The sequence below is a fragment of the Thermosynechococcus sp. GLH187 genome, assembly GCF_031583395.1.
Lineage (GTDB): Bacteria > Cyanobacteriota > Cyanobacteriia > Thermosynechococcales > Thermosynechococcaceae > Thermosynechococcus.
In genome coordinates this window covers 879892-905914 of sequence record NZ_CP134175.1, presented here as the reverse complement: position 1 = coordinate 905914, position 26023 = coordinate 879892, and the positions used below count along the sequence as shown (strand labels likewise).

29 protein-coding genes are annotated in these 26023 nt (G+C 53.4%); 9 read left to right on the top strand and 20 right to left on the bottom strand.

Annotation, left to right across the window (positions count from 1 at the left end):
* Nucleotides 1-4: 4 nt before the first annotated feature.
* The 3 genes from secF to RHI63_RS04225 are packed head-to-tail and all read right to left on the bottom strand — an operon-like array spanning nt 5 to nt 3371.
* On the bottom strand, nt 5-958 hold the full coding sequence (gene secF / locus RHI63_RS04235) for a protein translocase subunit SecF (protein ID WP_206201207.1): 954 nt from the start codon (nt 956-958) through the stop codon (nt 5-7).
* Complete coding sequence (gene secD, locus RHI63_RS04230; RefSeq protein WP_206201206.1) at nt 955-2385, bottom strand: protein translocase subunit SecD; 1431 nt, start codon at nt 2383-2385, stop codon at nt 955-957. The genes secF and secD overlap by 4 nt, the downstream gene beginning before the upstream one ends.
* A gap of 2 nt (nt 2386-2387) precedes the next feature.
* Nucleotides 2388-3371 carry an alpha-ketoacid dehydrogenase subunit beta gene (locus tag RHI63_RS04225; RefSeq protein WP_206201610.1) on the bottom strand — a complete coding sequence of 328 codons (984 nt, stop codon included), beginning with the start codon at nt 3369-3371 and terminating at the stop codon, nt 2388-2390.
* 183 nt (nt 3372-3554) lie between these two features.
* Between RHI63_RS04225 and RHI63_RS04220 the strand changes: the two genes are divergently transcribed.
* The 5 genes from RHI63_RS04220 (at nt 3555) to RHI63_RS04200 (ending at nt 7360) form a co-directional block, all read left to right on the top strand.
* Nucleotides 3555-4196 carry an L-threonylcarbamoyladenylate synthase gene (locus RHI63_RS04220; protein WP_302678944.1) on the top strand — a complete coding sequence of 214 codons (642 nt, stop codon included), beginning with the start codon at nt 3555-3557 and terminating at the stop codon, nt 4194-4196.
* 76 nt (nt 4197-4272) lie between these two features.
* On the top strand, nt 4273-4932 hold the full coding sequence (gene bioD, locus RHI63_RS04215; RefSeq protein ID WP_310800493.1) for a dethiobiotin synthase: 660 nt from the start codon (nt 4273-4275) through the stop codon (nt 4930-4932).
* 93 nt (nt 4933-5025) lie between these two features.
* On the top strand, nt 5026-5586 hold the full coding sequence (locus tag RHI63_RS04210; protein ID WP_310744866.1) for a glutathione S-transferase family protein: 561 nt from the start codon (nt 5026-5028) through the stop codon (nt 5584-5586).
* A complete protein-coding gene (locus RHI63_RS04205; RefSeq protein WP_149820062.1) occupies nt 5583-6041 on the top strand; it encodes a DUF3531 family protein in 459 nt (152 codons plus the stop codon). The genes RHI63_RS04210 and RHI63_RS04205 overlap by 4 nt, the downstream gene beginning before the upstream one ends.
* The gene (locus RHI63_RS04200) at nt 6032-7360 is read left to right on the top strand and encodes a 16S rRNA (cytosine(967)-C(5))-methyltransferase (protein ID WP_310743431.1); all 1329 of its coding nucleotides are present in this window, start codon (nt 6032-6034) and stop codon (nt 7358-7360) included. The genes RHI63_RS04205 and RHI63_RS04200 overlap by 10 nt, the downstream gene beginning before the upstream one ends.
* Here the strand turns inward: RHI63_RS04200 and RHI63_RS04195 are convergent.
* From RHI63_RS04195 to lysS, 3 genes are all read right to left on the bottom strand, one after another.
* On the bottom strand, nt 7332-8138 hold the full coding sequence (locus tag RHI63_RS04195; protein WP_206201202.1) for a CPBP family intramembrane glutamic endopeptidase: 807 nt from the start codon (nt 8136-8138) through the stop codon (nt 7332-7334). The two genes, RHI63_RS04200 and RHI63_RS04195, sit on opposite strands and share 29 nt — an antisense overlap.
* Nucleotides 8139-8166: 28 nt before the next feature.
* Nucleotides 8167-8448 (bottom strand): ATP-dependent Clp protease adapter ClpS, encoded by a 282-nt coding sequence (gene clpS, locus RHI63_RS04190; RefSeq protein ID WP_024123996.1) that lies wholly within the window; start codon nt 8446-8448, stop codon nt 8167-8169.
* Between the two features lie 76 nt (nt 8449-8524).
* Nucleotides 8525-10045, bottom strand: a complete 1521-nt coding sequence (gene lysS, locus RHI63_RS04185; RefSeq protein ID WP_310801533.1) for a lysine--tRNA ligase — start codon at nt 10043-10045, stop codon at nt 8525-8527.
* 132 nt (nt 10046-10177) lie between these two features.
* Here lysS and ppk1 point away from each other — a divergent pair, with 132 nt between their 5' ends.
* Nucleotides 10178-12376 (top strand): polyphosphate kinase 1, encoded by a 2199-nt coding sequence (gene ppk1 / locus RHI63_RS04180; RefSeq protein WP_310822014.1) that lies wholly within the window; start codon nt 10178-10180, stop codon nt 12374-12376.
* Here the strand turns inward: ppk1 and RHI63_RS04175 are convergent.
* Nucleotides 12373-14187 carry an ABC transporter ATP-binding protein gene (locus RHI63_RS04175; RefSeq protein WP_310821905.1) on the bottom strand — a complete coding sequence of 605 codons (1815 nt, stop codon included), beginning with the start codon at nt 14185-14187 and terminating at the stop codon, nt 12373-12375. The two genes, ppk1 and RHI63_RS04175, sit on opposite strands and share 4 nt — an antisense overlap.
* A gap of 38 nt (nt 14188-14225) precedes the next feature.
* Nucleotides 14226-14999 (bottom strand): 1-(5-phosphoribosyl)-5-[(5-phosphoribosylamino)methylideneamino]imidazole-4-carboxamide isomerase, encoded by a 774-nt coding sequence (hisA, locus tag RHI63_RS04170; RefSeq protein WP_310821904.1) that lies wholly within the window; start codon nt 14997-14999, stop codon nt 14226-14228.
* Nucleotides 15000-15359: 360 nt separating this feature from the next.
* On the opposite strand from hisA, the gene RHI63_RS04165 reads away from it, so the two are divergent.
* Nucleotides 15360-16607 carry a YcjF family protein gene (locus tag RHI63_RS04165; protein WP_310821901.1) on the top strand — a complete coding sequence of 416 codons (1248 nt, stop codon included), beginning with the start codon at nt 15360-15362 and terminating at the stop codon, nt 16605-16607.
* Here RHI63_RS04165 and RHI63_RS04160 read toward each other — a convergent pair.
* On the bottom strand, nt 16575-17348 hold the full coding sequence (locus RHI63_RS04160) for a WecB/TagA/CpsF family glycosyltransferase (RefSeq protein WP_310821899.1): 774 nt from the start codon (nt 17346-17348) through the stop codon (nt 16575-16577). The genes RHI63_RS04165 and RHI63_RS04160 overlap by 33 nt on opposite strands.
* A gap of 108 nt (nt 17349-17456) precedes the next feature.
* On the opposite strand from RHI63_RS04160, the gene RHI63_RS04155 reads away from it, so the two are divergent.
* Entirely contained in the window at nt 17457-18023 is a 567-nt protein-coding gene (locus tag RHI63_RS04155) for a J domain-containing protein (protein WP_225901650.1), read from the top strand.
* Here the strand turns inward: RHI63_RS04155 and RHI63_RS04150 are convergent.
* The 4 genes from RHI63_RS04150 to ndhC are packed head-to-tail and all read right to left on the bottom strand — an operon-like array spanning nt 18020 to nt 20368.
* Nucleotides 18020-18304, bottom strand: coding sequence for a DUF3288 family protein (locus RHI63_RS04150; protein WP_206201194.1), 285 nt, complete (start codon nt 18302-18304; stop codon nt 18020-18022). The genes RHI63_RS04155 and RHI63_RS04150 overlap by 4 nt on opposite strands.
* Before the next feature lie 29 nt (nt 18305-18333).
* Nucleotides 18334-19458: a DNA-processing protein DprA gene (gene dprA / locus RHI63_RS04145; RefSeq protein ID WP_310744864.1), complete on the bottom strand. Its 1125-nt coding sequence runs from the start codon at nt 19456-19458 to the stop codon at nt 18334-18336.
* A 6-nt stretch (nt 19459-19464) separates the two neighbouring features.
* Entirely contained in the window at nt 19465-19971 is a 507-nt protein-coding gene (locus RHI63_RS04140; protein WP_206201193.1) for an NAD(P)H-quinone oxidoreductase subunit J, read from the bottom strand.
* A gap of 34 nt (nt 19972-20005) precedes the next feature.
* A complete protein-coding gene (gene ndhC / locus RHI63_RS04135; protein ID WP_149820086.1) occupies nt 20006-20368 on the bottom strand; it encodes a photosynthetic/respiratory NAD(P)H-quinone oxidoreductase subunit C in 363 nt (120 codons plus the stop codon).
* Between the two features lie 114 nt (nt 20369-20482).
* On the opposite strand from ndhC, the gene RHI63_RS04130 reads away from it, so the two are divergent.
* The gene (locus RHI63_RS04130; RefSeq protein WP_310821898.1) at nt 20483-21472 is read left to right on the top strand and encodes a carbohydrate kinase; all 990 of its coding nucleotides are present in this window, start codon (nt 20483-20485) and stop codon (nt 21470-21472) included.
* Here RHI63_RS04130 and RHI63_RS04125 read toward each other — a convergent pair.
* The 7 genes from RHI63_RS04125 to RHI63_RS04095 form a co-directional block, all read right to left on the bottom strand.
* Nucleotides 21414-21662, bottom strand: coding sequence for a hypothetical protein (locus RHI63_RS04125; RefSeq protein WP_190278043.1), 249 nt, complete (start codon nt 21660-21662; stop codon nt 21414-21416). The genes RHI63_RS04130 and RHI63_RS04125 overlap by 59 nt on opposite strands.
* Before the next feature lie 272 nt (nt 21663-21934).
* Complete coding sequence (gene acsF / locus RHI63_RS04120) at nt 21935-23077, bottom strand: magnesium-protoporphyrin IX monomethyl ester (oxidative) cyclase (RefSeq protein WP_149820092.1); 1143 nt, start codon at nt 23075-23077, stop codon at nt 21935-21937.
* 86 nt (nt 23078-23163) lie between these two features.
* Nucleotides 23164-23532: an Npun_F0494 family protein gene (locus tag RHI63_RS04115; protein ID WP_302678931.1), complete on the bottom strand. Its 369-nt coding sequence runs from the start codon at nt 23530-23532 to the stop codon at nt 23164-23166.
* Between the two features lie 11 nt (nt 23533-23543).
* Nucleotides 23544-24218, bottom strand: a complete 675-nt coding sequence (locus tag RHI63_RS04110; protein WP_310821895.1) for a hypothetical protein — start codon at nt 24216-24218, stop codon at nt 23544-23546.
* Between the two features lie 172 nt (nt 24219-24390).
* Nucleotides 24391-25158, bottom strand: coding sequence for a dienelactone hydrolase family protein (locus tag RHI63_RS04105; RefSeq protein ID WP_310821893.1), 768 nt, complete (start codon nt 25156-25158; stop codon nt 24391-24393).
* A 10-nt stretch (nt 25159-25168) separates the two neighbouring features.
* A complete protein-coding gene (locus RHI63_RS04100; RefSeq protein WP_310801525.1) occupies nt 25169-25354 on the bottom strand; it encodes a hypothetical protein in 186 nt (61 codons plus the stop codon).
* 41 nt (nt 25355-25395) lie between these two features.
* On the bottom strand, nt 25396-25980 hold the full coding sequence (locus RHI63_RS04095; protein WP_286649554.1) for a thylakoid membrane photosystem I accumulation factor: 585 nt from the start codon (nt 25978-25980) through the stop codon (nt 25396-25398).
* Nucleotides 25981-26023: the final 43 nt, after the last annotated feature.

The window sequence follows — 26023 nt, the reverse complement described above, 5'->3', positions numbered from 1 at the left end:
CCAGTTAGGGCGTAGGCGTTGTCTCCAGTGTATTCGTGGCGGGACGAGGCGGCTGGCGATCGCGCCACCAAGCAAGGAGGGTACTGGCAATAAAAATACTGGAATAAGCCCCCGTCGTGAAACCAATGATCAGCGCTAGGGCAAAGTAGCGCAGCGTGTCACCGCCAAAGATGAAGATCGTAATCAGGGGCAGTAGGGTCGTTAGGGTGGTATTAATCGAGCGGCCAAGGGTTTGCACAACCGCCTGATCCACCACCTCTTTAATGCCGAGGTCAGGGTTGAGCTTCAGGGTTTCCCGCACGCGATCGTAGATCACCACCGTATCGTTCACAGAAAAACCAATGATCGTGAGCAGCGCCACAATAAAGAGGCTATCAATTTCCACCCCTGCCACGAGTCCCAAAATGGCAAACACCCCCGTGGTCACCAACACATCGTGGACAAGGGCGACAAGGGCAAAACAGGCATAGTCAAACTGAAAACGCAGCGTGAGATAGATCGTAATGCCAATAAACGACACCAAGAGCGCCAGCAACCCCGATCGCAGGATTTCTTCGCCAAGGGTAGGGCCAACGGTCTCAATCTGCGTTTTCTGGGGGTCAAAGTCACCAATTTTCTGCGTGAGGGCAGCACTGAGGCGAGTGCGCTGATCCACATCGAGGGGTACCGTTCGAATACTCACCCCGTACTGATCAATAATTTGCAGGCTGCTGTTGCCTAGGCCTTGCTGATTAAGCACTTGACGCACCGCATCAATATCAATCGGCTGAGAACAGGTCTGCGTAGCGCTACAGGCCAGTTCAAATTGCAGCCGTGTGCCACCGATAAAATCCAAGCCCAAGCGCAGGGGACTCCCTAGGGACACCCAAGAGATGGCCATTGCCACAAGGCCACTGAGAATGACTACTAAGGATAACCCCCACCAGAGCGATCGCTGGCGATTGACACTAAAGCTCATCGAAAGCTCTCCAGTTTTGGACAGAACCAATTGGGCTGACGCAGACTGGGAATGCTAATGGCGTAAAACAAGAACGTGCGACTACAGGTCAGCGCCGTAAACATACTAATGCCGATCCCGATGGCAAGGGTCACGGCAAAACCGCGCACAAACCCTGTCCCCAAGGCAAAGAGGGCAGCACAGGCAATCAAGGTGGTGACATTGCTATCGAGAATACTGGCAAAGGCGCGATCGAACCCCGATTCAACGGAACGGTAGAGGGTTTTGCCTGCCCGTAATTCCTCGCGGGTGCGCTCAAAAATCAGCACATTGGCATCCACCGCCATACCAATACTGAGAATAAAGCCCGCAATCCCCGGCAGTGTCAGCGTCACCCCAAACAGCAGAAACGCCGCGTAGGTAAAGATGGCGTAGAGAATCAGGGCAATATCGGCAATCAATCCCGGCAGGCGGTAGTAGGCCACCATAAAGATCAGCACCAGCACCAAGCCCGCCAAACCGGCATAGAGGCTATCGCGAATGCTATCTTGACCCAGCGAAGCCCCCACCGTGCGGTTTTCCACCACCTCGAGGGGAACGGGCAGCGCCCCCCCTTGTAACTGAATGGCTAAATCATTGGCAGTTTGGGCAGTGAAGCCACCGGAAATCTCTGCACTGCCGCCAACAATCCCTGTTTCTGCATATTCCACCGCTACCGTTGGCGCACTAATCAGGCGATCGTCAAGAAAAATCCCCAGGCTGCGCCCCGTGCCAGCAATCTCCTTGGTCAGTTGGGCAAAAAGTTCAGCCCCTTGGCTGTCAAAACGGACAATCACACTCCAGTTCGGGGATCCCGGGGCGACGGGACTGGCAAAGGCTTCCCTGAGCATTGCGCCTGTCAAATCCGAGGGCGTGAAGAGGCGGGCGATCGCCTGCTGGCTTTTTTCAAGGGATTCACGGTTTTTGGCCAGCTTTGCCTCAATCTCCTTCAGGGCATCAGGATGATTGGCATTTTGAGCCTGCTCCGCCAAGAGTTGCGCCTGTTCCAAGAGCAGTTGCGACTGAAGTTGCCGCTCAATTTGCAATTGGGTCTCTGTGCCCGGCTTCTGGGCGGCAAAGAGCAGTTGTGCCGTCCCCTTGAGAATCCGTTCCGCCTGCTGAGGATCGGTGACCCCCGGCAATTGCACCAAGAGCTTGTCATCCCCAGCAGTTTGCACCACAGCTTCGGCAACACCCAAGCCATCAATCCGCCGTTGCACCACCCCTTGCACTGCCGCCAGCACTTGGGGCGTAATTTGGGGCACCTTATCCGTTGTTTGCACCTGCAACGTCAGTTGGGCACCCCCCCGCAGATCTAAGCCCAGTCGAGCCGGTGTGCGCACAATGACCCACGTGGCGGCCATCAGCAAGACCAAAATGACAATCAGCCAGCCGCGATATTTACCCATGGTTAGACCTGTCCCTGCACCAGCTGCTGCACGGCCGCTACAATTTGGGGCGGTTGCACAATTGTGAGATTCTCTAGGGTACCGTTGTAGGGGGTGGGAATATCTTGGGAGGAAAGGCGGACCACAGGCGCATCCAGTTCGTCAAAGTAGCGTTCCATAATCGAGGCCGAAAGCTCAGCCCCAATGCCACCGGTTTTCATGCACTCTTCGACAATCACCACCCGATGCGTTTTACGAACCGAGGCACCAATTGTCTCAAAGTCCAAAGGCTTTAGGGAAATTAGGTCAATCACTTCGGGGTCGTAGCCCTCTTTTTCAAGGGTTTTCACCGCTTGCAGCACATGGTGGCGCATCCGCGAGTAGGTCAAAATGGTAACATCTTCGCCACTGCGGACAATCTCAGCTTTATTGAGGGGCAGCAGGTATTCCTCTTCGGGAAGGTCTTCCTTGAGGTTGTACAGGAGTACATGCTCAAAGAACAGCACTGGGTTGGGATCACGAATCGCCGATTTGAGCAAGCCCTTGGCGTTGTAGGGGGTTGAGCAGGCAACAATTTTTAATCCGGGGACTGCTTGAAAGTAGGCTTCAAGACGCTGCGAGTGCTCTGCCCCCAATTGCCGGCCAACACCGCCGGGACCGCGAATCACAATCGGAATTTTAAAGTTGCCGCCAGAGGTGTAGCGCAGCATGCCAGCATTGTTGGCGATTTGATTGAAGGCCAAGAGCAAAAAGCCCATGTTCATGCCCTCGACAATGGGACGCAAGCCGGTCATTGCTGCCCCGATCGCCATGCCGGTAAAGCTATTTTCAGCAATGGGGGTATCCAATAGACGCAGTTCACCATACTTTTTGTAGAGGTCTTTGGTGACTTTGTAGGAGCCGCCATAATGTCCCACATCTTCCCCCAGCACAAACACTGTGGGGTCACGCTCCATTTCTTCATCAATGGCAGCACGAAGGGCATTAAACATTAAGGTCTCGGCCATGGTTGCGCGGCATACACTCATTAAGGACTATTTCCTAGGGTAGTTGAAACTGCACCGCTTGCGATCATGCTTATCAGACTCATCATTAAACGCAATCTATTCTCAACTCCCCCTAAAACCTATTGAGCATAGACTAGAGATCAAGGGCGCATTTACTGCCTAATGATTTTCGGAGTACCAAACATGACCACCTTGGCGCGATCGCTCCCCGCTGATACTCGCAGCTTTCAAACCATTCAAACCCACTTGCAGCAGGATCATGTCATTATTCTGCCCATGGCCACGGTCTATAGCTTTGTCGTCAACGGCACGAGTCCAAGGGCGATCGCGAAGCTGCGTCGTCTCAAGCACTTTAGTACGGAACAGCCCTTAGCCATTCTCACCCGGGGCGATCGCGCGGCTGAAGTGGCAGACCTCTCCCAAGAGGCAAAAACCCTGCTGGCTCACTTTCCCTACCCCGTCACTATGATTGTCAAGGGCAAGCCCCACCTAGACCCACAAATTACGCAGGGTTTTGATTGTGTCTATCTCGCTTGTCCCGATCGCTTTATCTACGATCTCGTGGGTGCCTTGCCCTTCTTTTTGGTGGCAGCAACGGTGAAAGTGGGGACGGAACTCATTGTCAGCTTTGAGGACGCCCAAAAATACTATGGCGAGCAAGTGCCGCTGATTGTGGATGGGGGGCGCTGTGCCTATGGACGGCGGGGAACCCTCGTGGACTTCACCCTTGAATACCCAACCATTATGAACTTTGGCCCTGTGTCTGTGGATGACTTGCGACCAATATTGCCCAACATTATTTTGCCGTCACATTTAATGAAATAGATATAATGATTGAGCATTTTCGCGTTAGGGGGGCGTCACTATTTCTCAGCATTGCCAGTCCCTACTGATTACGGGTGTGGATACCGGTGTGGGCAAAACGATGATCACGCGGGCACTGTGGTCTTACGCCCATCGCTATCGTCCCCAAGAACGCTGGGGCATTCTCAAACCAATGCAGAGCGGTACTGCGGTCGAAATCGGAGACGGTGACTACTACTGCCAAACTCTGCCCCTGCAACAAACCGCCAGTGAAGTGTGTCCCCTCAGTTTTGCAGCACCCCTTGCGCCTCCCATTGCCGCCGAGTTGGAACAGCGCACGATTGATTTAGCCCCTGTGTGGCACACCTACCAGCAGCTTCAGCAGCGATTTGATTACCTTTTAGTTGAAGGGATTGGCGGTCTAGGGTCGCCCATGACTTGGGAGTGGACGGTGGCGGACTTGGCAGCCGCTTGGAAGTTGCCGATTGTCTTGGTGGCAACGGTGCGCTTGGGGGCGATCGCCCAAATTGTGGCCAATATTGCCCTTGCACGGCAGTACAAGCTGGACATTCGCGGTCTGATTCTCAACTGTGTCACCCCCTGTAGCGACACGGATATTGCGCAGTGGACACCACCAGAATTTCTCAGCCGTTTTACCCAAGTGCCCGTGCTGGGGGTGCTGCCCTGTGGTCAACACTCCAATGAGGAGTTGGCGGAAATGGTCGCCGAATGGCCGCTGCATCTGCTTTGGCGTTGAGGACGGCGAGGCAAGAAATTATTTTGCGGCCGATCAAAGCGCATAATAAAAGTGACTTAGATTAATTGACACAACAGATCGCTGAACTGACCTATGCTAAAGCTCTATGGTGGTGCTAAATCCCGCGCCAGTATTGTTCGCTGGTATTTAGAAGAATTGGGAATTCCCTATGAATTTGTGCTGATGGATCTACAAGCCGGGGAGCAACATCAGCCCGACTTTCTCAAACTCAACCCCATGGGTAAAGTGCCTGTGATTGTTGATGGGGATGTCGTGCTCTGGGAATCGGGGGCGATTTTGCTTTATCTTGCCCAAGTTCACGGTGAATTACCTAAGGATGCGGCTGCCGCTGCCCAAGTTTATCAGTGGGTGCTGTTTGCCAATTCCACCTTGACACAGGCAATGTTTCCGCCTGAAACGCGCGATCGCCAGCTTCCCCCTTTGCTTAAGGGCATTGAAACAACCCTTACAGGGCAATCCTACATTCTCGGCAATGACTTTTCCGTTGCCGATGTCGCCCTCGGGTCAGTGCTGGCCTATCTACAGATGCTCTTTCAGGTGGATTTGAGTCCCTATCCTGCAGTGGCGGACTACGTGGCTCGCTTGCAACAACGGCCTGCATTCCAGAAAGGCTTACTGGGGGCTGGGGTATGAATGTGATCTTTCGTGAGGTCGATCCCTTTGATTTATGGATTTGGGTGGAATTTGCCGCACCGCCTTCATCCGTTGAGCAGCAGTACCTTGAGGAAGTGTTTAACTCGTGGTTTTTCCTCGGGAAGCTGGGGGGATTCAATGCTGAGAATCTCCAAGTCCAGGAAACGGGGTTAGACCTCAGTTACCTAGAGTACGATCGCGCCCAAGCCGACAGTTCGATGATGGCCGTGATGCACAATATGGGCGAGTTTGAATACAACGATCGCTGGGCACGCTGCTGGTTTGACTTGGGCACCAGTGACGCTTTAGCCTTGGATGTCCTGATTAATGCCCTCAATCAATTCAGTGAGGACTATGTACCCTTAAAAACGCTTGTCATTGGCGGTGACAACCCCGAATGGCCGATCGCCACCAGTGAACAGCGGGAAATGATTGAACAATCGGCGTGGAACTAAGTGCGCGGCGTCTTGCCCTCGATGCCCTAGAACGGGTGGCCAAGGGAGCCTATGCCGATGTGGCACTTCATCAGGTGTTGCAGCAGCGGTCTCTCAAGGAAGGCGATCGCGCCCTGATCACTGAACTGGTCTATGGGACTATCCGCCAACAGCGCACCCTAGATACCCTTGTTCAGGGGTTTTGTCAGCAACTGCCGCCCTTGAAGGTACAGTTAGTGTTGCGCCTTGGCCTCTACCAACTGCGCTATCTGGATCGCGTTCCCCCCCATGCTGCCGTGGACACCAGTGTTGAACTGGTCAAAGAGATGGGTTTAGGCGGCTTTGCCAAACTGGTGAATGGGGTCTTGCGCCGTTACAGCCGCTCCACCACCGATCCCCTTGAGGCTCTCATTGCTCCCCTGCCCTTGGTCTCCCAACTGGGATGTCGCTATAGCTTTCCCGATGAGCTGATTGCATCTTGGTTGGAGCGTTTAGGACAACAGGAGTGTATTGCCCTCTGTCAGTGGTTTAATCATCCCCCCCGCCTTGATCTGCGCCTCAATCCATTGCGGACAACGACTAACCAACTGATGGCTGACTTTGAGGCAGCAGGTTATAGCCTGAAACCGATTCCCGACTTGCCCCAAGGACTCGTCCTGCCCCACTGTGGCCAACCCATGCAGTCACTCCCTAGTTATGCCGCAGGCCACTGGTCAGTTCAGGATCGGGCAGCGCAGTGGGTCAGTCATTTGCTGGCTCCGCAGCCCGGTGAAGTCGTGATTGATGCCTGTGCAGCCCCGGGGGGTAAAACCACGCATATTGCTGAGTTGATGGCTGACCAAGGCCGCGTCATTGCCTGCGATCGCACCCCCAGTCGCCTGCGGAAGTTGGCGCAAAATCGCGATCGCCTCGGCCTGAAGAGTATTGAAATTCACACCCTTGATAGTTCAACAGCAGGGGATTTTGCAGCGATGGGCGATCGCGTTCTTTTAGATGTGCCCTGCTCCGGTACAGGTACCCTCCACCGCCATGCCGATAGCCGCTGGCAACCCCTGAGAACACGCTTGGCTGAACTAGTGCCCCTGCAAGCTCAACTCTTAGCCAATGTTTGCCAGTGGGTGAAACCCCAAGGTTTGCTTGTCTATGCCACCTGTAGCCTAGAACCTGCCGAAAATGAAGCCCAGATTCAACACTTTTTAGCTCACCATCCCCAGTGGCACATTGAGCCGCCACCCCCAACCTTTCCCCTCAAAGCTACCCCCGAAGGCTGGATCACCGTGTGGCCGCAACGGCACGATATGGATGGCTTTTTTATGGTGCGGTTGCGACGCGGTAGCTAAGCCCCAAAGCCACCAAAATTAAAAGACCTACCCCCATCAGGCCAGCGATCGGGTTGCCATTGATGCCGGTTAGCCACTCTGGCGCTACCCCCGTATAGCTCACCAATTTGCCCACGTTGACACCAAAATAAGCCCAGACCAAGCCACCGTGGAGTCCCATGGGAAAGCCCAATCGTCCGCCAAAGATCCATTTGCTCAAACCAAGAATCCAGCCCAACAGTGCCAAGCCGAAAAACTGCGGCCATGTGGCCAAAATGACCTCCAAGGGATGCAGATAGTGCAACGCGGCAAAGATCAGGCCATTGAGCACCAAGGCAAACCATGGTTGGTACTCTAGCTCTAGCTCCTGCAACAGCCAGCCGCGAAACAGCAATTCCTCAGCAAAGCCCACAGCAACACCGGTGAGGACGCCATCCAACAGCAGTAGCCCAAAGCGATCCGGTAGCCCCTGCCACGTTATCCAGCCCAAGAGTCCTTCGATGAGAAATAGCAGGGCAACCAAAAACATCCCCGCCAGCCAGCCCAGCAGGGTATCCCGCCCAAAGTTCCACCCCCCCTTAAGGCCATAAAACACTAGGGGCGATCGCTGTTGGTGTACCCGCCGTCCCCAGACTCGCAGCAAGAGAATAAAGATGAGGTACAACAGCCCCATATTGACAAAGCTGGCAGCACCGCCCTCTCCCCAGAGAAAATAGATGCTCAAACCGATGGGCAGCCACAGCAGCACCAGCGTTAGGGCAAAACTAACGATGCGAATCCAGAAGGGACGGCGGATCATTTGCCGCCAAAATTGAGCGAAAATTGGCCTATTCAGTCGGTTCAATGGTACTCGTCAGCCCTGCCATTTTCAGGCCTTCACAATAAAATTCAGCATGCTCAAGGGCACAGGTGATCACCAAGGCCACCCCCGTCAGGTGCGCCTCCATCATGATATCCACGGCTTGCGGTTGGGTGAGGCTCGGCACCGTCTTCAGCAATACCTCCACCACATACTCCATGGAATTGACATTGTCATTGTGAAGGAGCACACGATAGCGGGGCGCCAACTTGCGAACGGTTGCTGGTTTTTCAATGGTTTGCACTGACATTGTTGGCCATGCCTCCATTCAGTGGACATTCAGTATCAGGAATTCAGCAAATATGCTTAAGATTTTAGCAAACGGATCAAACTTGACCACTTGCCGATTCCGGACGCAACAGTGGGAAAGCAATCACATCGCGAATACTGGGGGAATCCGTCAGCAACATCACCAAGCGGTCAATACCAATCCCTAGGCCTCCTGTGGGTGGCATTCCATGCTCTAGAGCTGTGAGGAAATCTTCATCAACACTGTGGGCTTCCAAATCCCCAGCCGCTTTGCGCCGTGCCTGTTCCTCCAAGCGTTGCCGTTGATCCAATGGATCCGTTAACTCCGAAAAACTATTGGCGTGTTCGCGACCAACGATAAATAATTCAAATCGCTCCACCAGTCCCGGTTGGCTGCGGTGGGGCTTGGCCAAGGGGGAAATCTCCACAGGATAGTCAAGAACAAAGGTGGGTTGAATCAATGTCGGTTCAACAGTCTGCTCAAACACTTCGTTAAGCACTCGGCCAATCGTGTCACAGGCGTCTAAGTCTTTTACCCCTGCTTTTTGGGCTGCTTTCTTCGCCGCTGCTAGATCGCACAATTGGCGAAAATCAATCCCAGTGGCTTGCAACACTGCATCGTGCATGGTCACCCGTCGCCATGGCGGCGTCAGATCAATCGTTTCCCCTTGATAAGTCATCTTGAGCGTGCCCAACACCTCCATCGCTGCTGTGGTGATGATTGCCTCCGTCAGCGTCATCATATCGTTGTAGTCGGCGTAGGCCTGATAGACCTCAATGGACGTAAATTCAGGGTTGTGCTTGGTTGAGATGCCCTCATTGCGAAAGATGCGCCCCAGTTCATAGACCTTCTCAAAACCACCGACAATCAGGCGCTTCAGGTGCAGTTCTGTGGCAATGCGCAAATAAAGCTGCATCTCCAGCGTGTTGTGATAGGTAATGAAAGGACGAGCCTCGGCTCCCCCGGCTTCCGCCTGTAGCACCGGCGTTTCAATTTCAATAAAGCCTTGTTCATTGAGGTAGCGGCGAATGGCGGCGGTGATCAGTGCTCGCTTGCGGAACGTATCGCGTACGTGGGGGTTGACAATGAGATCCACATAGCGCTGACGATAGCGTTTTTCCACATCCGTGAGGCCGTGCCACTTGTCCGGCAGAGGCAGCAATGACTTCGTGAGCATGCTGTAGGATTCCACCACAACCGAGAGTTCACCCTTTTCTGTGCGCTTGAGGGTGCCCACAGCGCCAAGGATATCGCCGACATCCGTCAGGTGTTTCAAATCGGCAAAGGCGGCTTCCCCCATGCCTTGGCTAATGGTTTGCTTATCGAGGTAAAGCTGAATTGTGCCGCTGTCGTCCTGAAGTGTAAAAAAGGCCAGCTTGCCAAAGACGCGCCGCGCCATAATCCGACCGGCGACACTGACGCGATCGTCCACCGCTTCACCAGCGGCCAAGTGAGCATATTTTTCTTGCAGAACTGCTGCAGTATGGGTGCGCTCCCAACGATAGGCATAGGGGTTCATGCCCTGTGCTTGCAGTGTTTTGGCTTTCTCAATCCGTGTTGCCCGAATTTCGGCTCCCGTTGCCCCCACGTCGGCCATATTGGTAGAAACTCTCCACGATTAGCAAACCTTAACCTTCTCATTGTACGCTCTGGAATCGGTACCAACGCTGCTAAAGGGGAATCGAGTACAGTGGATGCTAGTGCAACCGACAACGTAGAACAAACGGCTATGACCCCTGCGAAGTCCCCTCGCCGTAAAGTGTCTAACCCCATTGACCTCCAGAATCCGCAGTACTACTTCAACCGCTCCCTGAGTTGGCTGGAATTTAATAAGCGGGTACTCCACGAGGCCTATGACCCCCGCACACCGCTCCTAGAGCGGCTGAAATTTATGGCCATTTTCAGTTCCAACTTAGATGAATTTTTCATGGTGCGGGTGGCGGGTTTGAAGCAGCAAGTGGAAAGTGGCATTGTTCAAGGGGGAGCCGATGGCATGCCCCCAGCGGAGCAATTACAAGCAGTGCGGCAATATCTGCTACCAATCGTTACTGAGCAACACCGCTATTTCGACCAAGAATTGCGTGCTCTCTTGGCCAAGGAAGCCATTTTTCTCACCCGCTTTAATGAGTTGACCCCTGAGCAGCAGGCCTACCTCAACGACTACTTCCAAGCGCAAGTTTTTCCGGTGCTCACCCCCTTAGCAGTCGATCCGGCGCACCCCTTTCCCTATATCTCTAGCCTCAGCCTCAACCTTGCGGTTCTGATCCGTGATCCCGAATTTGGCCAAGAGCGACTGGCACGGGTGAAGGTACCGAATCGGTTTCCGCGCTTTGTTGCCCTGCCCCAACATTTGCACTCGCCTCAAGGTGCCCATTGGCTAGGCGTTCCCCTCGAAGAAATGATTGCCCACAACCTTGGGGCTCTCTTTCCGGGGATGGAGATTCAGGCCTACTTTGCCTTTCGCATTACCCGTAGTGCTGATCTTGAACTGGAAACGGACAAGGCGGATGATTTACTGATTGCGATTGAACAGGAAATTCGTAAACGGCGCTTCGGCTCTGTGGTGCGTCTAGAGGTGCAGCGGGGCATTCCACCGCTTCTGAGGCAAACCCTGATGGAAGAGATGGATCTTGAGGAGATTGATGTCTATGAACTGGATGGTCTGTTGTGCCTCAATGATTTGTTTGCCTTTATGAGCTTGCCCCTGCCCCACTTGAAGGATTCGGAATGGCACCCCCAAGTGCCTCCCCGTTTTCAGCGGGTGGAAGAGCGGGAGTCAATGTTTGACACCACCAGTGAGATTACAACTTTGGGCACCGACTACTGGGAAGCCGTGGCCAATGAACTATTTAGCCTGATTCGGGAGGGAGATATTCTGGTGCACCACCCCTACCATTCCTTTGCGGCAACGGTGCAGCGCTTTATTACCTTGGCGGCCCACGATCCCCAGGTGCTGGCGATTAAAATGACCCTCTATCGCACCTCAGGGGACTCGCCGATTGTCAGTGCGCTAATTAAGGCGGCAGAGAATGGCAAACAGGTGGCGGTCTTGGTGGAACTGAAGGCGCGCTTTGACGAGGAGAACAATATCCTCTGGGCACGGAAGCTGGAAAAAGTGGGCGTCCACGTGGTCTATGGCGTACCGGGTCTAAAGACCCACACGAAAACGGTTTTGGTTGTGCGCCAAGAGGCGGGGCAAATTCGTCGCTATGTCCACATTGGCACGGGCAATTACAATCCCAAAACTGCTGGCCTCTATGAGGACTTGGGGCTGTTTTCCTGCCGTGAGGAATTGGGGGCCGATCTCTCGGAACTCTTTAATGTGCTCACGGGCTATTCCCGCCAACGGGATTATCGCCAGCTTCTCGTTGCCCCGGTCACAATGCGCGATCGCACGCTGCAATTGATTTACCGTGAGATTGAACACGCCCGCAATGGTCAACCGGGGCGGATTATTGCCAAGATGAATGCGATCACAGATACGCAGGTGATTCGTGCCCTCTATGAGGCGTCCCAAGCAGGAGTGGAAATTGATCTAATTATTCGTGGCATGTGCTGTCTGCGGCCGGGGGTACCGGGGGTGAGCGATCGCATTCGGGTGATTAGTATCATTGGCCGCTTTTTGGAGCACTCACGGATTTTCTACTTTGGCAACAATGGCGAGCCAGAGTACTACATTGGCAGTGCCGACTGGCGATCGCGCAACTTAGACCGCCGCGTAGAAGCCATTACCCCCATTCAAGATCCAACCATTCAACTGGAACTCAAAGAGCTGCTGGAAATTATGTTGGCAGACAATCGCCAAGCGTGGGAGCTGCAACCCGATGGCACCTACCAGCAACGACAGCCAGCCTCCGGCGAACCCGAACGCGGTACCCACCGTGTTTTAATGGCACGTACCCTCAAGGAAGTAGAAGGGAGCCGCTAGTTAGCGCCTGCATACCCTTGCGCCATGGCTCGGAAGTCTGGACTCGTTTGCAGGAGTTCTTGGTAGCTCCCGACAGCCGCCACTTGGCCATTGGCCATTAGGTACAGGCGATCGCACGCCATGACAGTGCTGAGGCGGTGGGCAATCATAATAATGGTTTTTGCACCACTAAGGGCTTGAATCGCATCCATCACTCCCGCTTCCGTTTGGTTATCGAGAGCTGCTGTTGCTTCATCCATAATGAGCACTGAGGGGTTGTGGTAAAGGGCGCGGGCAATGCCAATTCGCTGGCGCTGTCCTCCCGAAAGGCGCACCCCCCGTTCACCCACAACGGTATCTAGTCCCTCAGGCAGAGTACGGACAAACGTGGATAACTGAGCCGCTTCTACCGCCGCCCACAAAGCCGTTTCATCAATGGCCTCTGCCGGTAAGCCAAAGGCAATGTTGTGGCGCAGCGTGTCATCGGAAAGATAAATGGTTTGGGGAATATAGCCAATCTGCCGTTGCCATTGGGCAAGGTTGTGGTAAATACTCTCACCATCCACACGAATATCCCCTTGAGAAGGTTCTAGGAGTCCCAAAATTAGATCGACAATCGTGGTTTTCCCTGCCCCTGAAGATCCGACAAAGCCAATCATTTCCCCCTGTTTAATTGTGAGAGAAACCCCACAGAGGGCTGGCCGAGGGGCATTGGGATAGGTGTAGTGCAGATCAATTAGTTCGAGGCGATCGCAAAAAGGCTTGATCGTAACAGGTTCTGGCTGATGAATTTCTAGCGATCGTGCCTCTAAAATGTCATCGTAAATAATATCTACAGAAGCAGAGTAAAAAATGACACTATTCAAACTCACCATCAATCGGCTGGCCGAGGGCAAAAGTCGAAACGCAGCAGCCGCAAATAGAGAAATCAAAGGTAAGACCTGAGCCATTGACCCCTGCTGAATCAGTATCAGAATGATAATCAGAATAATGACTGTGACCGCAAGGGTTTCAAAATAGGAGCGGGGCAGTTGGTTAATAAAATTCAAGAAGAAGTTGGCCTTGCGATCCTCAATCAGATTTTCTTCATAGACATCGAGAAAGATCTGCTCACGACCCAAAACCTTGACTTCCTTAATACCCCCTAAGCCTTGATTAATACTTTGCACCACTTTTTGGGCGTAGTGAACCCGTTGAGCACCGATTTTTTTCAGTTTTTTACGGAAGAACCTAAAGAAGAGATAAGATAGAATCGCTAGAATTGCAATGACAACTAAGGAAATAAATGGATTACTCAATATAATTACTGTAAAAATAGCAAAAACAATCAAAGATTCTGAAATAATAATTAGCAAAGGTAGTAAGTAGCCATTAAAAATATTAGTGGTTTCATTGTTGGCATTTTGAATGAGTTTTGCTGTATTATTTTGCAAGTGAAAAGTATAGGGCTTAAAGAGATAGCTGCGCAAGAGCATCACTGAAAATTTGCGCTGCTTTTCATTCAAAAACTTAAACTGAAGATAGTTGCTCCCTGCAATAAATAGGTTTTTACAAATAAAGAGGATAGTGAAGCTAATGCTGAGAATGAGCAGCCATTGATACTCTTCCTGTGGGGTTAAGGGGGCTGCACTGTGACGCCAAAACAGAAGATCATTGAGGCGACTGGGCTTTTCAATAACGGCAATAAAGGGTAGCACCAAGCCTACCCCCAAGGCTTCCCAAATACTGCCAATGAGCATCAAGACACCAATGCCTGCCAGTTGCCAGCGATCGCCCCGATCCAGTAGTCGCCAAATTTTGCCAAGGGAGCGCAGTGCAGGGTGCTTTAACATTCCGTTTTAGGGGTAACAACGCCTTGATCTTAGGCTACTTATGCCCAAGTCGTGCTTCCCAAATCTGGCGGAATATCTTGCCAGCGACCTTGACCGACAGCCCGAACCGCTTCCCGCAAATCCACTGCTTTGGTATAAAGTGCCTTACCGACGATCACCCCCGATAACCCTTGGGGACTGAGGGCAAAGAGACTGAGAATATCTGTGAGGGAACCCACGCCACCCGATGCAATGACCGGGCGATCGGTTGCCGCCAATAACTGCCGCAGTGCTGGAATATTCGGCCCTTGGAGAGTGCCATCCCGCTGAATATCGGTGTAAACCAACCCTGCTACCCCCATTGTTGCCATTTTTTGGGCGAGATCTGTTGCCAAAATTGTTGAGGTTTCTAGCCAACCCCGCGTTGCCACATAGCCATCGCGAGCATCCAGCCCTACCCAAATGCGTCCGGGGTATTCTGCGGCCAAACTGGCCACTAGCTCTGGATCCTCAAGAGCCACGGTACCCAAAATGGCACGATTGACGCCTTGGAGAAAGAGATCAGCCACTGCTTGGCGCGATCGCAAGCCACCCCCCACCTGCACAGGAATTTCAAGGGAGGCGACGATCTTGGCAATCAGATCATAATTTCGCGGTTCGCCCGTTTTGGCTGCATCTAGGTCAACGACATGCAAGCGGGGAGCACCCAACCGCTGCCAGTAGAGGGCAACTTTTAGAGGATCATCATGAAAAACCTTGACCTTACCATAGTCCCCTTGCACTAGGCGCACACATTTGCCGTCAAGTAAATCAATGGCGGGGATAACATCCATTGGCGTCAGAAATCCTTAATTGAAAAATTGAAAATTTGAGCGTAACTCCCATCCTAGCAGTCACAAGGGGTGAAGCGCATCGGAGGATTGCTAACATAGTCCCCTTCGTTCCTGAATTGACAAGAGCCACCCATTGAAGGCCGCGCCCTGTCTAAATTCCTGTGGCGATCGCGTGATTATGCAACAGATTTAATGGGATTCCGTTTGAACATGTCCCCCAGATCCTCGCGCAGCAGGTGGGGAAACCTTCATAGGCGGACAGAAAATTCAGGCTGCATTTCCTCGAGCCTTGGGAATTTGAGTGCTGCTCACCAGTCACGGTAAGCTAACAAACAAAGGATTTGCTTGGGGTACAAGGACATGGCTGTTGCTGCCGCCATTATTCTCTTGTTGTTGAGTGGCTGGGTGAATGACCATCCGTGGGGATGGCTGCTGATTCTTGGTCTAGGGTTGGGCTATTGGTACTGGCGGCGATCGCCCGCTGCGCCAAACCCGGCTCCCCCTCAACCTTCTCTGCATCCTCAATTACTGGAAAAGCAACTGGCAGACACGCGGAGCCTTTTGCAGGAACTTCCCATAGAGCGCCAAGCCTCCCTACAATCAGCCCACAGCCAACTCCAACAGCGGTTAGATAGCCCAACGGTTGAGGTGTGTGTTCTCGGGCAATCGGCCTATGCTCTCAATCGGGTGTACGATGCCGTCGCTACCCTACCCCTCGATAGCTGTACGTTTCAGCAGCAAACATTGGCAACGGTGCCCCAGGCAGACTTAGTGCTTTTGACCGTAACGGGTGCCCTTACCGCCAGTGAGTTTGAGATGCTGCGGGTATTGCAAGCAAGCCATTATCACGTTCTTGTGGTGTGGTATCCAGAAATGGTGCAGGAGCGCGATCGCCCGAAGGGCGCGCTTTGCAATCGCGTGGCAGTGCATTTACAGCAGCAACTGCAACAACTCCAGATTGGACAAGATCAACTCATTCCCTTTACACCCCACAATCCCCAAGAACTCACCTCCGCAGTGCTGCACTGTCTCACCCAAGAGCGAGCGAATCTGGTCTTAGCCGGCACCTATCGCCGTGCCCAACAACTCCATCAACAGGCGCAATCCGCCCTCAACCAGTATCGCCAAGAACGAGCCACCCCGATCATTGAACGCTACCAATGGCTGGCAGCAGCGGCAACGGCAGTGAATCCTCTTCCGCTTCTGGATCTCGTCATGGCCGGGGGGCTATTGGTGCGCCTCACGTGGGATCTCGGTCAAATCTACCAACGCTCCTTTCGCTTGGCGGATGCTGAACCCCTTGCCAAGGAGCTATTGCGGCTAATGGTGCAGTTGGGGGCTGTGGAACTGGGCACCCAATCCCTAGGACAGTGGCTCAAGGGCAATTCCCTCACCTATTTGGCAGGGAGCTGTTTACAGGGGGCAACGGCAGCCTATGTATTGCGCTTGAGTGGCTTGAGTTTGATCCATTACTTTGAGACCGCTCCCCAAGCAAAATCTCTGCCCTTGGTGACTCGATTGCAGCAAAGCCTGCGGTGGGCACAGCAACAGGTGGGACGCTCTCCCTTGCAAACCCTAGGACAGTCTCTTGCCTTGCCGTCGGCCTAGCCAGTGACGCAGGAATTGAGCGGCAAAAAGCATAACAAATGCGGGATTGTTCAGCAGATAGCGTTGCCAGAGGCGGCGGGGTTCTTGCAGGAGTCGAAAGAGCCACTCCAGACCGATCGCCATCATCCAGCGAGGCGCTTGCGCCACAACGCCACTGTGAAAATTAAAGGCCGCTCCCACACCCACCAAGACAATGGGCAGAAAAGGGCTTTGGCGAGCCATCCACTCCTCCTGCTTGGGACAGCCAAGGCTGACAAGAACCAGATCAGCACCGCTATCAAGAATGCGCTGGCGATCGCTGGCCTCCTCCTCAGGGGTCAAAGGACGAAAGGGAGGCGCGTAGGCACCCACAAACTGCATCTTGGGAAAGCGCTCTCGCAGATTTCGTTGCAGCCGCTCTAACACGAGGGGTTCACTGCCATAGAGGAAAATACGCCAGCCTTCCTCTTGGGCGCGATCGCACAACGCCAGCATCAAATCCGGACCATAGACCCGCTCTGCTTGCGGAAAGCCCAAAAGCCGTAAGCCCCACACCAAGGGCATGCCGTCAGAGGTCACCAGTTGGGCACCATTCACCACCCGTTGAAAGGGCGATCGCCACACCCCCGTCATCACCACATGAACATTCGCGGCAACCACATAGCCCCCCTTGCCTTGAGCAATCCACTCAGCGATTAGATCACAGGCTTGGTTGTAGGTGGTGACATCAATCCGTGTCCCTAAAATGTGCGCCGACTCCACGCTGGGGCTACTCCGCATGTTTCACTTGATTCCAGCGTAGGACATTGGTTGCAGAACCGAAGTGAACATCCGACAATGCAAAGCAGATGTCATGTTGTGCCCTGCGGAATGAATTTAGAAGAGTGCTATCGCATTCTGGAGTTGCCACAAGGGGCGTCCTTAGCTCAAGTGAAATCCGCCTACCGACGGCTAGCACGACGCTATCATCCCGATGTCAACCCCGGCGATCGCACTGCCCATGAGAAGTTTATTCTCCTCCAACAGGCCTATGAAAAATTAGTACGAGGACTGCCCACCTTTCGGCCTACCCCTGTTAAATCAGAACCCCAATCTCGCCCACCGCAGCCACCGCCGCCTCTCTCTGCCTTTGAGATTGAACTGAAGCACGCTAGCTATCGCCAACTTCAGGAATTTCTCAAATATCGCTGCTATCAACGTGCCATATCCCTTGTGGAAGGGTTGGCCAGTCGGCTGCCTCAAGATGCCGAAGTACGCCAGTGGCAAGCCGTCACCTATCAGTGCTGGGCGAGGCAACTCATTCGCGATCGCCAACCCCAAGCGGCACGGGAATACCTGCATCGCGCGCTGAAAGCCGATCCGGATAACCGACTCCTTTGGCAAGAAGCAGAAAAGGACTTTCGTACCCTTGATCGCCTCTACGGCAAAGAAATCTAAGTCCAATCCTCCCGTTTATTGCTGCCCAGCTTGTAAACACCGCCGCGAGCGTGAATGGCACGGGTACGCTCAAACAGTTCTTCCTCCGTGAGTTGCCATTTTTCTAGCAGCTCTGCCATTAACTTCTTATTGGTTTCGGCACCGGGGAAGCCATCATAGCGAATCAGCAATCGCCCCAATTCCGCCAAGTTGTAATCACTGATGCCCTCTTGTCCCAAGCGCTCGAGGACTAACCGATCTTGGGCTTCACGGGGATGTTGTAGGTTCTGGGAGTTTGTCATTTTACCCTCCAAGATTTATTGATGAAACTTTAACGGCTAGTTTTGCGATAGCGATTCCCCGGCTGCTGCTCGACCCAACCCGTTAGCTCCAAGTGCATTAGTTCTGCCATCACCACCCCTGTTTCCAAGGGTACGCGCTGCACAATGTCATCAAAGGCAACACTATTGCTGCCTTGGCTCAGTTGTTGAATCGCCTCGAGAATCTGTTGCTGAGGGGGCGATAGCGTTGGCGGTGGGGCTGAGAAGGGTGTTGGATCGAGGGGGGGTGTATGCCCCAATTGTTCGAGGAGAGCTTCTTCTCCCAAGATAATCTGTGCCCCTTGATTCACCAGACTCAGGGCACCCTTGGCACGGTGGTTATCGAGATGCCCCGGCAGCACATAGACATCACGACCATACTCGGCAGCATAGCGAGCAGTGATCAGGGCACCGGATTTGTAGGGAGCCTCTGCAATAATCACCGCACGGCACAGACCAGCAATGATGCGGTTGCGACGGGGAAATTGGGGGCGATCGGCACCCACGCCCCTAGGATACTCACTCAAGAATCCCCCGCGTTCACGAATCTGGTAATAAAGCGAACGATTTTCTGGTGGGTAGATCATATCCACACCCGTGGCTAAGACGGCCAGTGTGGCACCTCCAGCTTCTAAAGAGCCACGATGCGCCGCGCCATCAATGCCTGCGGCCATGCCGGAAACAACAATAAACCCAGCTTGGGCAAGGGCATACCCCAGCTTGTGCGCCCAACGCTGCGCATATTCTGAAGGATCACGGGTGCCGACAATGGCAACAGTTGGTGTGGATTGACTGAGAATTTCTAAAATGCGAGTCCCGCCATAGTAGAGCAAGGGCGGCGGATCGGGAATTTCGCGCAGCAGTGGTGGATAGCGAGGGTCACTCAGCACCCAATGGTGGGGATTTTGCTGGCAGTGGTGCTCGTAGAGAGCTAGGGGTTGGCACTGCTGACGATAGTGGGCGATCGCCCCTTGGAGCTTTGGGCCAATTCCTTCCACCTCTGCCAAGGCAGCTAGGGGGGCTTCCCAAGCCTTTTGCAAATCGCCAAAGTGCTGCCAGAGGCGTTTGAGTAACACCGAGCCAAGGCCGGGTACCTGTGACCAACTGTACCAATAGGCAGCATCAGCGGGAACCAAGGGAGCTTAGTAGGCTTCCTGCAACTCGTAGAAGTCAGGGGTGATGTAATCTTTGCGCAGCGGCCAGCCCACCCAATCCTCGGGCATAAGGATGCGCTTCAAATTTGGGTGCCCCTCATAGACAATGCCAAACATATCGTAGGATTCCCGCTCTTGCCAGTCGGCGGTTTTCCAAATCCAATAGACGGAAGGCACACGGGCATCATCCCGAGGGACAAAGACTTTAATCCGCACCTCTGGGGGGCGATCGGCATTATCACTGAGCTTGATCAGGTGGTATGTGCTCACCAAGTCTTGGCCGGGACCCGAATCATAGGCGGCTTGGCACTGCAAATAGTTAAAGCCGTCGGCATAGAGGGCTTGGCACACCGCCAGCAGGCGATCGCGATCCACTTTGATGATTTCTACGCCAGAGGCATCGGTACCGAGGGATTCCACACTCAGGTTTTGAGACTGGAGAAGGCGGCATACAGGGCCAGCTTCAACAATGGGGGCTTCGGGGGTGTCACTCATGTTCGCTGCTCCAACCTAAAGGCAATCAACTCACTCAAGACCATTCGAGGGCACGTTTGCGCCACGCATAAACTAGAGCCACGACCAGAATGGCAATGAAAATCAAGGCTTCAATAAAGGCCAGTAAGCCCAACTGATGGAAGGCCACCGCCCAAGGATATAAAAAGACCGTCTCCACATCAAAAATGACAAAGACGAGGGCAAACATGTAGTAGCGCACATTAAACTGAATCCACGCGCCACCAATGGGTTCCATCCCCGATTCGTAGGTCGTCAAGCGGATCATCCGCCCGGATTTGGGACGCAATAGCGCAGAGGCAGCTAAAGCCAGTACGGGTACCAGACCACAGATAATCAAAAAGCCAAGAAAATACTCGTAACCACTGAGAACAAACACGGTTGCAGTGTCCCTCGATCTTGGAATTGCTACCATTTTGACACACTCCCCTAGCGATCGCTAGGCTAGGGATCAATAGAAAAAACTAAATTGCCCTATAGCGAATCATTAGCGATGTCCCAACCCACTGTCCTCTGTGCTGGCGAAGTCCTCTTTGACTGTTTAGAAGTGCCCCCTGATCCCCCGCAGTGTTTTCTGGGGGGTGCCCCGGCCAATGTGGCCTGTGGTTTGGTGAAGTTGAGGGTGAGTGCGGCCTTTTTGGGGGCTGTGGGGGACGATGCCTTAGGGGAGCAAGCCTGTGCCGAATTAGCCGCTTTGGGCGTCAATATCGAAGCAGTCGAGCGGGTCGCTGGGGTGCCGACGCGGCAAGTGCGCGTTCAATTGGTGGGGGGCGATCGCCAGTTTGTGGGATTTGCGCCAGCGGGAACTTCTGTCTTTGCCGATATGCAGTTCTCTGGCCAGCAAGTCTCGCCATCGTTCCTAGCTGGGGCACAATTTTTCGTCACCGGCACGCTCGGACTAGCCAGTGAAGCCACCGCCACCACCATTGAACATCTAGTCCAGCAACTGCGGCAAAACGGTGCCTTTATTCTCATTGATGCCAACTGGCGACCAATCTTCTGGCGGGATGCGAGTGCTGCTCCTGAACGCATTCGTCCTTTTTTAGCACAGGCGCATTTCCTGAAACTGGCCAAGGAAGAGGCGGAATTATTTTTCTCTGACAGTGATCCCCAAGTTGTCTATCGTGCCCTTTGGGGGACGGCACCTGACCATGCCGTGGTTATTACTGACGGGGATCAAACTATTCACTACTGCTGGCACGAAAATCAAGGGGAATTACAACCACCCGCCATGCCCGTTGTGGATACCACTGGTGCCGGCGATGGCTTTGTTGCGGGTTGGATTGCCCAATTATTACAGGGCAGCCCGGAAACCTACCGTGACCCCCAATGGCAGGCTGCTTGTTTAGAATTTGCCACAGTGGTGGGGGCGCTCGTGACGACAAAACGGGGGGCGATCGCTGGTCAACCCACCCTTGCTGAGGTCACTCAATGGCTTCGGGATCATCCTCAAAGAAAAATACGGACGCACTCACCGCCCTAGCAGTGGTTGATGGGCTTGTCGCGATCGCTGGCTGATGTTCACGGCTAGGGATGGCTGCCGCCAAGGGACAGGCCCGCCAAAACCCCCGCACCGGCACATTCAGTTTTTCACAGGTACCACCACGCCGCCCTTCGGAATAATAGAAGCGGCAAAAGCGGCAAGTTGTGGGAGTGAGAATTGGGCTGTCCATCGCGGGGATCAACTCCGAAGTAAAATCTTTAGGCTCTCTACCTTCCATCCTATGAAATTGTCCTCAGCGACTTTTGCAGTGATCACAGGGTCAAAGAGGCCTAGGAAGCAGGTTTTAGCGATCCCCAGTGGTCAAAAGTGCTTTTAGATTCTTTTCATACTCCCGCAACACTCCGTAATAATACGGACATCAATTGTAGGAAAAGTGAAAAAAAGGTTACGCCCGCAGACGCAACCCATGGAGATCAGTATATTTTTAAGCCGCAGAGGAAATTAACGCACTGCCGCCGTCGTGGGTGCCTTGGCGGGGATCAAGAACAACTTGATCATTTGCCACACATTCGAGAGATAGAGGGGAAGTTTCTTCAGAAAACCGCCATTTTGCTTACTAATTTCTGTCAGCTTGGCATTGTTTTCGACACACCGCTCTAATCGCTGATAAAATTCTGGATGATCGACATCGAGAATCACCGGAAAAACACGGCCTGCGGTTTCATTGGTTTTGGCAATCACCTCACGATCATACTCGCGGGCATCCAAGCCAATCGCAGCATAGAACTTCGCCCGTTGCAAATCGTTGAGGTACATTGTGGCAAAGACCGAGAGCAGGAAGAAGCGGCACCACAGTTTTGGTGGCAGCCAGCAGACCATGAAGTAGCGTGCCCATTTCTTACCAGAGAGGGACAGGGGAATTTCCTTAATCTTTTGCCAGAAGGTGCGCGGCCGATCCAGCATTTGCGGCTGGGCACGCATCACGGCGTCAAAGAAGTCACCGTGGCGGTTTTCGTCTTGGCACCAGTTCTCAAAGAAGCGGAAGATGGGGTAGATGCGATGTTCGGGGTGCTTCTCCAGATGGCGATAGATCGTAATGTAGCGCCAGTAACCAATTTTCTCGGAGAGGTAGGTGGCGTAGAAGATGAATTCCGGTTCAAAGTAGGTGTAACTGCGGTGCTGCGTCAAAAAGCCCAGATCCAGCGATAGGTTAAAGTCGGCCATCGCTTTATTCAAGAAGCCAGCGTGGCGGGCTTCATCGCGAGACATCAGGGCAAAGCATTCCGCCAATAGGGGGTTGCGATCCTTGAGCTTGCGGCTGAGTTCTTTGTAGAGGAGAAAGCCAGAAAATTCCGCTGTGCAGGAGCGCTCCAAAAATTCAATAAATAACTGGCGGGTTTCGCCATCAATGTGATCCCAAGACTGTTCAAATTCTGCATCCCGCACAAAGTGGTGGCGGTTGTAGTCGCAGCGGAATTCCTCAAGGATGGCCTGAAGTTCTGCTTTGTTTTCAGTAATGTCCATATTGGCCATCGCTTCAAAGTCAGTGGTATAGAAGCGGGGCGTGAGGATGGTTTCCTTGGCGGGGGCTTTAATGCCCGGCCGCAGTTCTTCAAACTCTGGTTTGGCGACGGTATTAACCATAAAAAGCTGCGTCTCGCTCTTGCTAACGGCACTCATAAAGCATGGTAGCGAAAATCCCCAATGCATTACAGGTCATTACAGAACCGTTACATTCCCCACCAGCGGCTGAGTTGATTGCGCCAGCGATCGCCCCAAGAGGCCGCCCATGTGGGTTGGCGATAACGTTGAATCAACTGTTGCCCCAAGGGAGTGAGGCGATAGCGATCGGTGAGGCCTTGGCCATCCACTTCGCGGCGCAGTAAACCGACGCGGATCAACCAGTCCAACTCTGCTTCTGCTAGGAGCACAGGCAAGGGCGATCGCGTGAATCCCGATTGAAGACCCGCTTCGCCCACAATTTCTAGGAGTGCCACACTCCGCTGCTGCATTGTCTGAAACAAGAGGGGCAAAAAGGGACTACAGCGCAGGGCGCGATCGCCCCGTTCCAAAACCTTCGGAGAATACGCGATCGCCACTGCCACCAAACCTACAGAGAATTTAAGTGGCTGGTATCAATGAAGGTTGCCCGGTCATTCACTGACGTACCAGGGGCGGGGGGTGTGCGGGGCGATTGAGCTGCGGGAGAGGTTGATGGCGAAGAGGGAGTTTCTGCCTCCTGACGACGGCGATCGGGTAAGACCACGCGCTCCATAATGAACTCAATCGTGCCCTTGCGCAGCCATCCCCGTGCTACCAAAATATCGCCGAGTCTTGCCCCTGTGGCTCGCTGATCGGCTAAGGCAACTTCAATTTGTGCGGGTGTCACCAATTCTGCTTCAACCAGATAGTTCCCCAAGCGTTTCGTGTAGCTGTCATCATGGGAACGCTGGATAAAGGGGGGCTTTTTCGCAGGTGCCTCAGTCTCTGCTGCCACGCCTGGCAGGCTGTCAAAGTCACGCTGATCCCCCGCTAGGGCAACCAAGCATTCTTTGATTTTCATCAGAATTTCCGCTGCTCGCCGGGGTTGATTTTGCTGGGCTGCCTGCTCCAAGAGCCGCGCTTCTGCCTCAATCAGCGTTTGCCGGGATGCCACTGCTGCAACTTGTAAAATGCGTGCCTGCTGCTGAAGGACAGCCATATCTCGTTCAAGAAGGGCTTTTTTGCACTGCTTGAGAACAAGGGATCCCTGCTTTAGCAGGACTTTGTGGGTAGGAGTAGTCATAGACAGCAACAGCGGGGATAAAGAACATGACTTAAAAGAATATTAAAGCTTGGCAACTGCCTCTGGCGTTGTTTAGGCGATGGTGAACACGCAATCTACTTTTACTATAGCCCTTTGTATTGAACCCATTCCGCTGCAACTGCGTCAAAGTAAAGGTTCTGTAAAGATAGGGTTACTGTTGCTGCCGTAGGACGGTGTTGAAGAGTTCTTTGACTTGTTCCCACGCATCCCGTGCCGCTGCTGCATCGTAGCTATCCCGTTGATCGCAGAAGAAGCCATGATCCGCTGGATAGATGAAGATGTGGTGGCGAATGCCGTGGTGGCGCAGCGCCGTTTCAATTTGCTTCACCTGTTCCATGGGAATACTTTGGTCGCGATCGCCAAAGAAGGCATAGAGCGTGCCGCGAATTTTCGGTGTGATTTCAATGGTGGGTAGGCCACCACCGGGGGTCATGGTTGTCATCCCGGCGCCATAGAATGAGGCCGTGGCTTTAATGTCCGGTAACTGAGCCACCAGATAGGCCACATGACCGCCAAAGCAAAAGCCAATCGTACCAATGGCATCCCCATCCACATTTTCAAGGCCGCGCAGATAGGCAATGGTCGCTTGGGTGTCACTAAGGAGTTCCGCGGCTTTGGTTTGGTTTTTGTACTGCCGCCCCAAATCAATATCAGCGGCGGTGTAGCCCGTTTCAAAGCCGGGGGCAAAGCGTTGGTAAATGGCGGGGGCGATCGCCACATAGCCTTCGCGGGCAATACGTTCGGTCACATCGCGGATATGGGCATTGACGCCAAAAATTTCCTGAAAGACAATCACTGCCGGATAGTGAAAGACAATCACTGCCGGATAGCGGCCGGGGGCAACAGGCTCGGCTAAGTAGGCATCAATCAGCAGATCGCCATTGACTACCTTGACCCAACGACTGGTAATCTCCACCATCGTGAACCTCCTAGGCAGAAATGTCGAGGTCTGGAAACGTGCGCTTGAAGTCGCTAATCAATTCATCGAGTTCGGCGAGGGCGGATTCAATGTCAATGGTGAGGGTGCCATGACCGGGGAGTTCCAAGAGCTTTTTGAGGCTCTCCCGTTTCGCCAAAACAACTGCTAGACGTTCCTGTAGGGTGGGTAACTCCATCTTGTACCTCGCTATCTTGTACCTCACTGCAAAGCTCACTATTACTCTACCGTTTCGTTGGCCAGCTTCTTCCCTTTGACAGGTGTCGGGGGCACCAGTTCCACATTGATTTCATTCACAGGGCGCGGCCGCAGTTCCAGAGATTGCGATCTCGGCAGCAAATCAAACACTTCCCGAAACGTGTCATCGAGGGTTTCAAAGGGCACCACACCGATAAATTCCTGCCGCAATTGGCCTTGGCGATCGAAAATCAGGGTTTGCGGCACCCGGCCTTTGTAGTAGTAGCCCGCTTCATTGGCGGAGAACTGCGCCCCAAAGGGTAAGGCATCGACATCAATAGCGATGAAATCGGTGACGCGACCATAGTACCCCTGCAACTGGGAAATGGTGGAGGCAAACTGCTTGCAGTCGCGGCTATCGTTCACATAAAACAGCAGCAATGTGGCGCGATCGCTCTGACGCGATTTCTCTAGGGTGACCTTTGGTGGCACTAAGGAGCCATTGCCGGCGTAAAGAGCAAAGATATTCCCATCGTAGCGATCGTCTTGTAACCCCGCCCAACTCGGCGCTGTCCACAGTCCCCACAGCAGGAGGACAAGTCCTAACCAGCCCCAAACCCGTTTCATTTTTCGCTCCATCACGCTCTGTAAAGACACTATACCGCCACGC

Excerpts from the sequence above, each read along its gene's own strand:
- RHI63_RS04105 (WP_310821893.1), bottom strand. The coding sequence starts at position 25,158 with ATGGTGGAGATTACCAGTCGTTGGGTCAAGGTAGTCAATGGCGATCTG.
- RHI63_RS04095 (WP_286649554.1), bottom strand. The coding sequence starts at position 25,980 with ATGAAACGGGTTTGGGGCTGGTTAGGACTTGTCCTCCTGCTGTGGGGA.
- RHI63_RS04175 (WP_310821905.1), bottom strand. The coding sequence starts at position 14,187 with ATGTTAAAGCACCCTGCACTGCGCTCCCTTGGCAAAATTTGGCGACTA.
- RHI63_RS04205 (WP_149820062.1), top strand. The coding sequence starts at position 5,583 with ATGAATGTGATCTTTCGTGAGGTCGATCCCTTTGATTTATGGATTTGG.
- RHI63_RS04225 (WP_206201610.1), bottom strand. The coding sequence starts at position 3,371 with ATGGCCGAGACCTTAATGTTTAATGCCCTTCGTGCTGCCATTGATGAA.
- RHI63_RS04140 (WP_206201193.1), bottom strand. The coding sequence starts at position 19,971 with ATGAGTGACACCCCCGAAGCCCCCATTGTTGAAGCTGGCCCTGTATGC.
- RHI63_RS04195 (WP_206201202.1), bottom strand. The coding sequence starts at position 8,138 with ATGATCCGCCGTCCCTTCTGGATTCGCATCGTTAGTTTTGCCCTAACG.
- RHI63_RS04125 (WP_190278043.1), bottom strand. The coding sequence starts at position 21,662 with ATGGACAGCCCAATTCTCACTCCCACAACTTGCCGCTTTTGCCGCTTC.
- RHI63_RS04210 (WP_310744866.1), top strand. The coding sequence starts at position 5,026 with ATGCTAAAGCTCTATGGTGGTGCTAAATCCCGCGCCAGTATTGTTCGC.
- RHI63_RS04130 (WP_310821898.1), top strand. The coding sequence starts at position 20,483 with ATGTCCCAACCCACTGTCCTCTGTGCTGGCGAAGTCCTCTTTGACTGT.
- RHI63_RS04150 (WP_206201194.1), bottom strand. The coding sequence starts at position 18,304 with ATGACAAACTCCCAGAACCTACAACATCCCCGTGAAGCCCAAGATCGG.
- hisA (WP_310821904.1), bottom strand. The coding sequence starts at position 14,999 with ATGGATGTTATCCCCGCCATTGATTTACTTGACGGCAAATGTGTGCGC.
- RHI63_RS04110 (WP_310821895.1), bottom strand. The coding sequence starts at position 24,218 with ATGACTACTCCTACCCACAAAGTCCTGCTAAAGCAGGGATCCCTTGTT.
- RHI63_RS04100 (WP_310801525.1), bottom strand. The coding sequence starts at position 25,354 with ATGGAGTTACCCACCCTACAGGAACGTCTAGCAGTTGTTTTGGCGAAA.
- acsF (WP_149820092.1), bottom strand. The coding sequence starts at position 23,077 with ATGGTTAATACCGTCGCCAAACCAGAGTTTGAAGAACTGCGGCCGGGC.
- clpS (WP_024123996.1), bottom strand. The coding sequence starts at position 8,448 with ATGTCAGTGCAAACCATTGAAAAACCAGCAACCGTTCGCAAGTTGGCG.
- secD (WP_206201206.1), bottom strand. The coding sequence starts at position 2,385 with ATGGGTAAATATCGCGGCTGGCTGATTGTCATTTTGGTCTTGCTGATG.
- RHI63_RS04155 (WP_225901650.1), top strand. The coding sequence starts at position 17,457 with ATGAATTTAGAAGAGTGCTATCGCATTCTGGAGTTGCCACAAGGGGCG.
- lysS (WP_310801533.1), bottom strand. The coding sequence starts at position 10,045 with ATGGCCGACGTGGGGGCAACGGGAGCCGAAATTCGGGCAACACGGATT.
- RHI63_RS04165 (WP_310821901.1), top strand. The coding sequence starts at position 15,360 with ATGGCTGTTGCTGCCGCCATTATTCTCTTGTTGTTGAGTGGCTGGGTG.
- RHI63_RS04220 (WP_302678944.1), top strand. The coding sequence starts at position 3,555 with ATGACCACCTTGGCGCGATCGCTCCCCGCTGATACTCGCAGCTTTCAA.
- secF (WP_206201207.1), bottom strand. The coding sequence starts at position 958 with ATGAGCTTTAGTGTCAATCGCCAGCGATCGCTCTGGTGGGGGTTATCC.
- ppk1 (WP_310822014.1), top strand. The coding sequence starts at position 10,178 with ATGACCCCTGCGAAGTCCCCTCGCCGTAAAGTGTCTAACCCCATTGAC.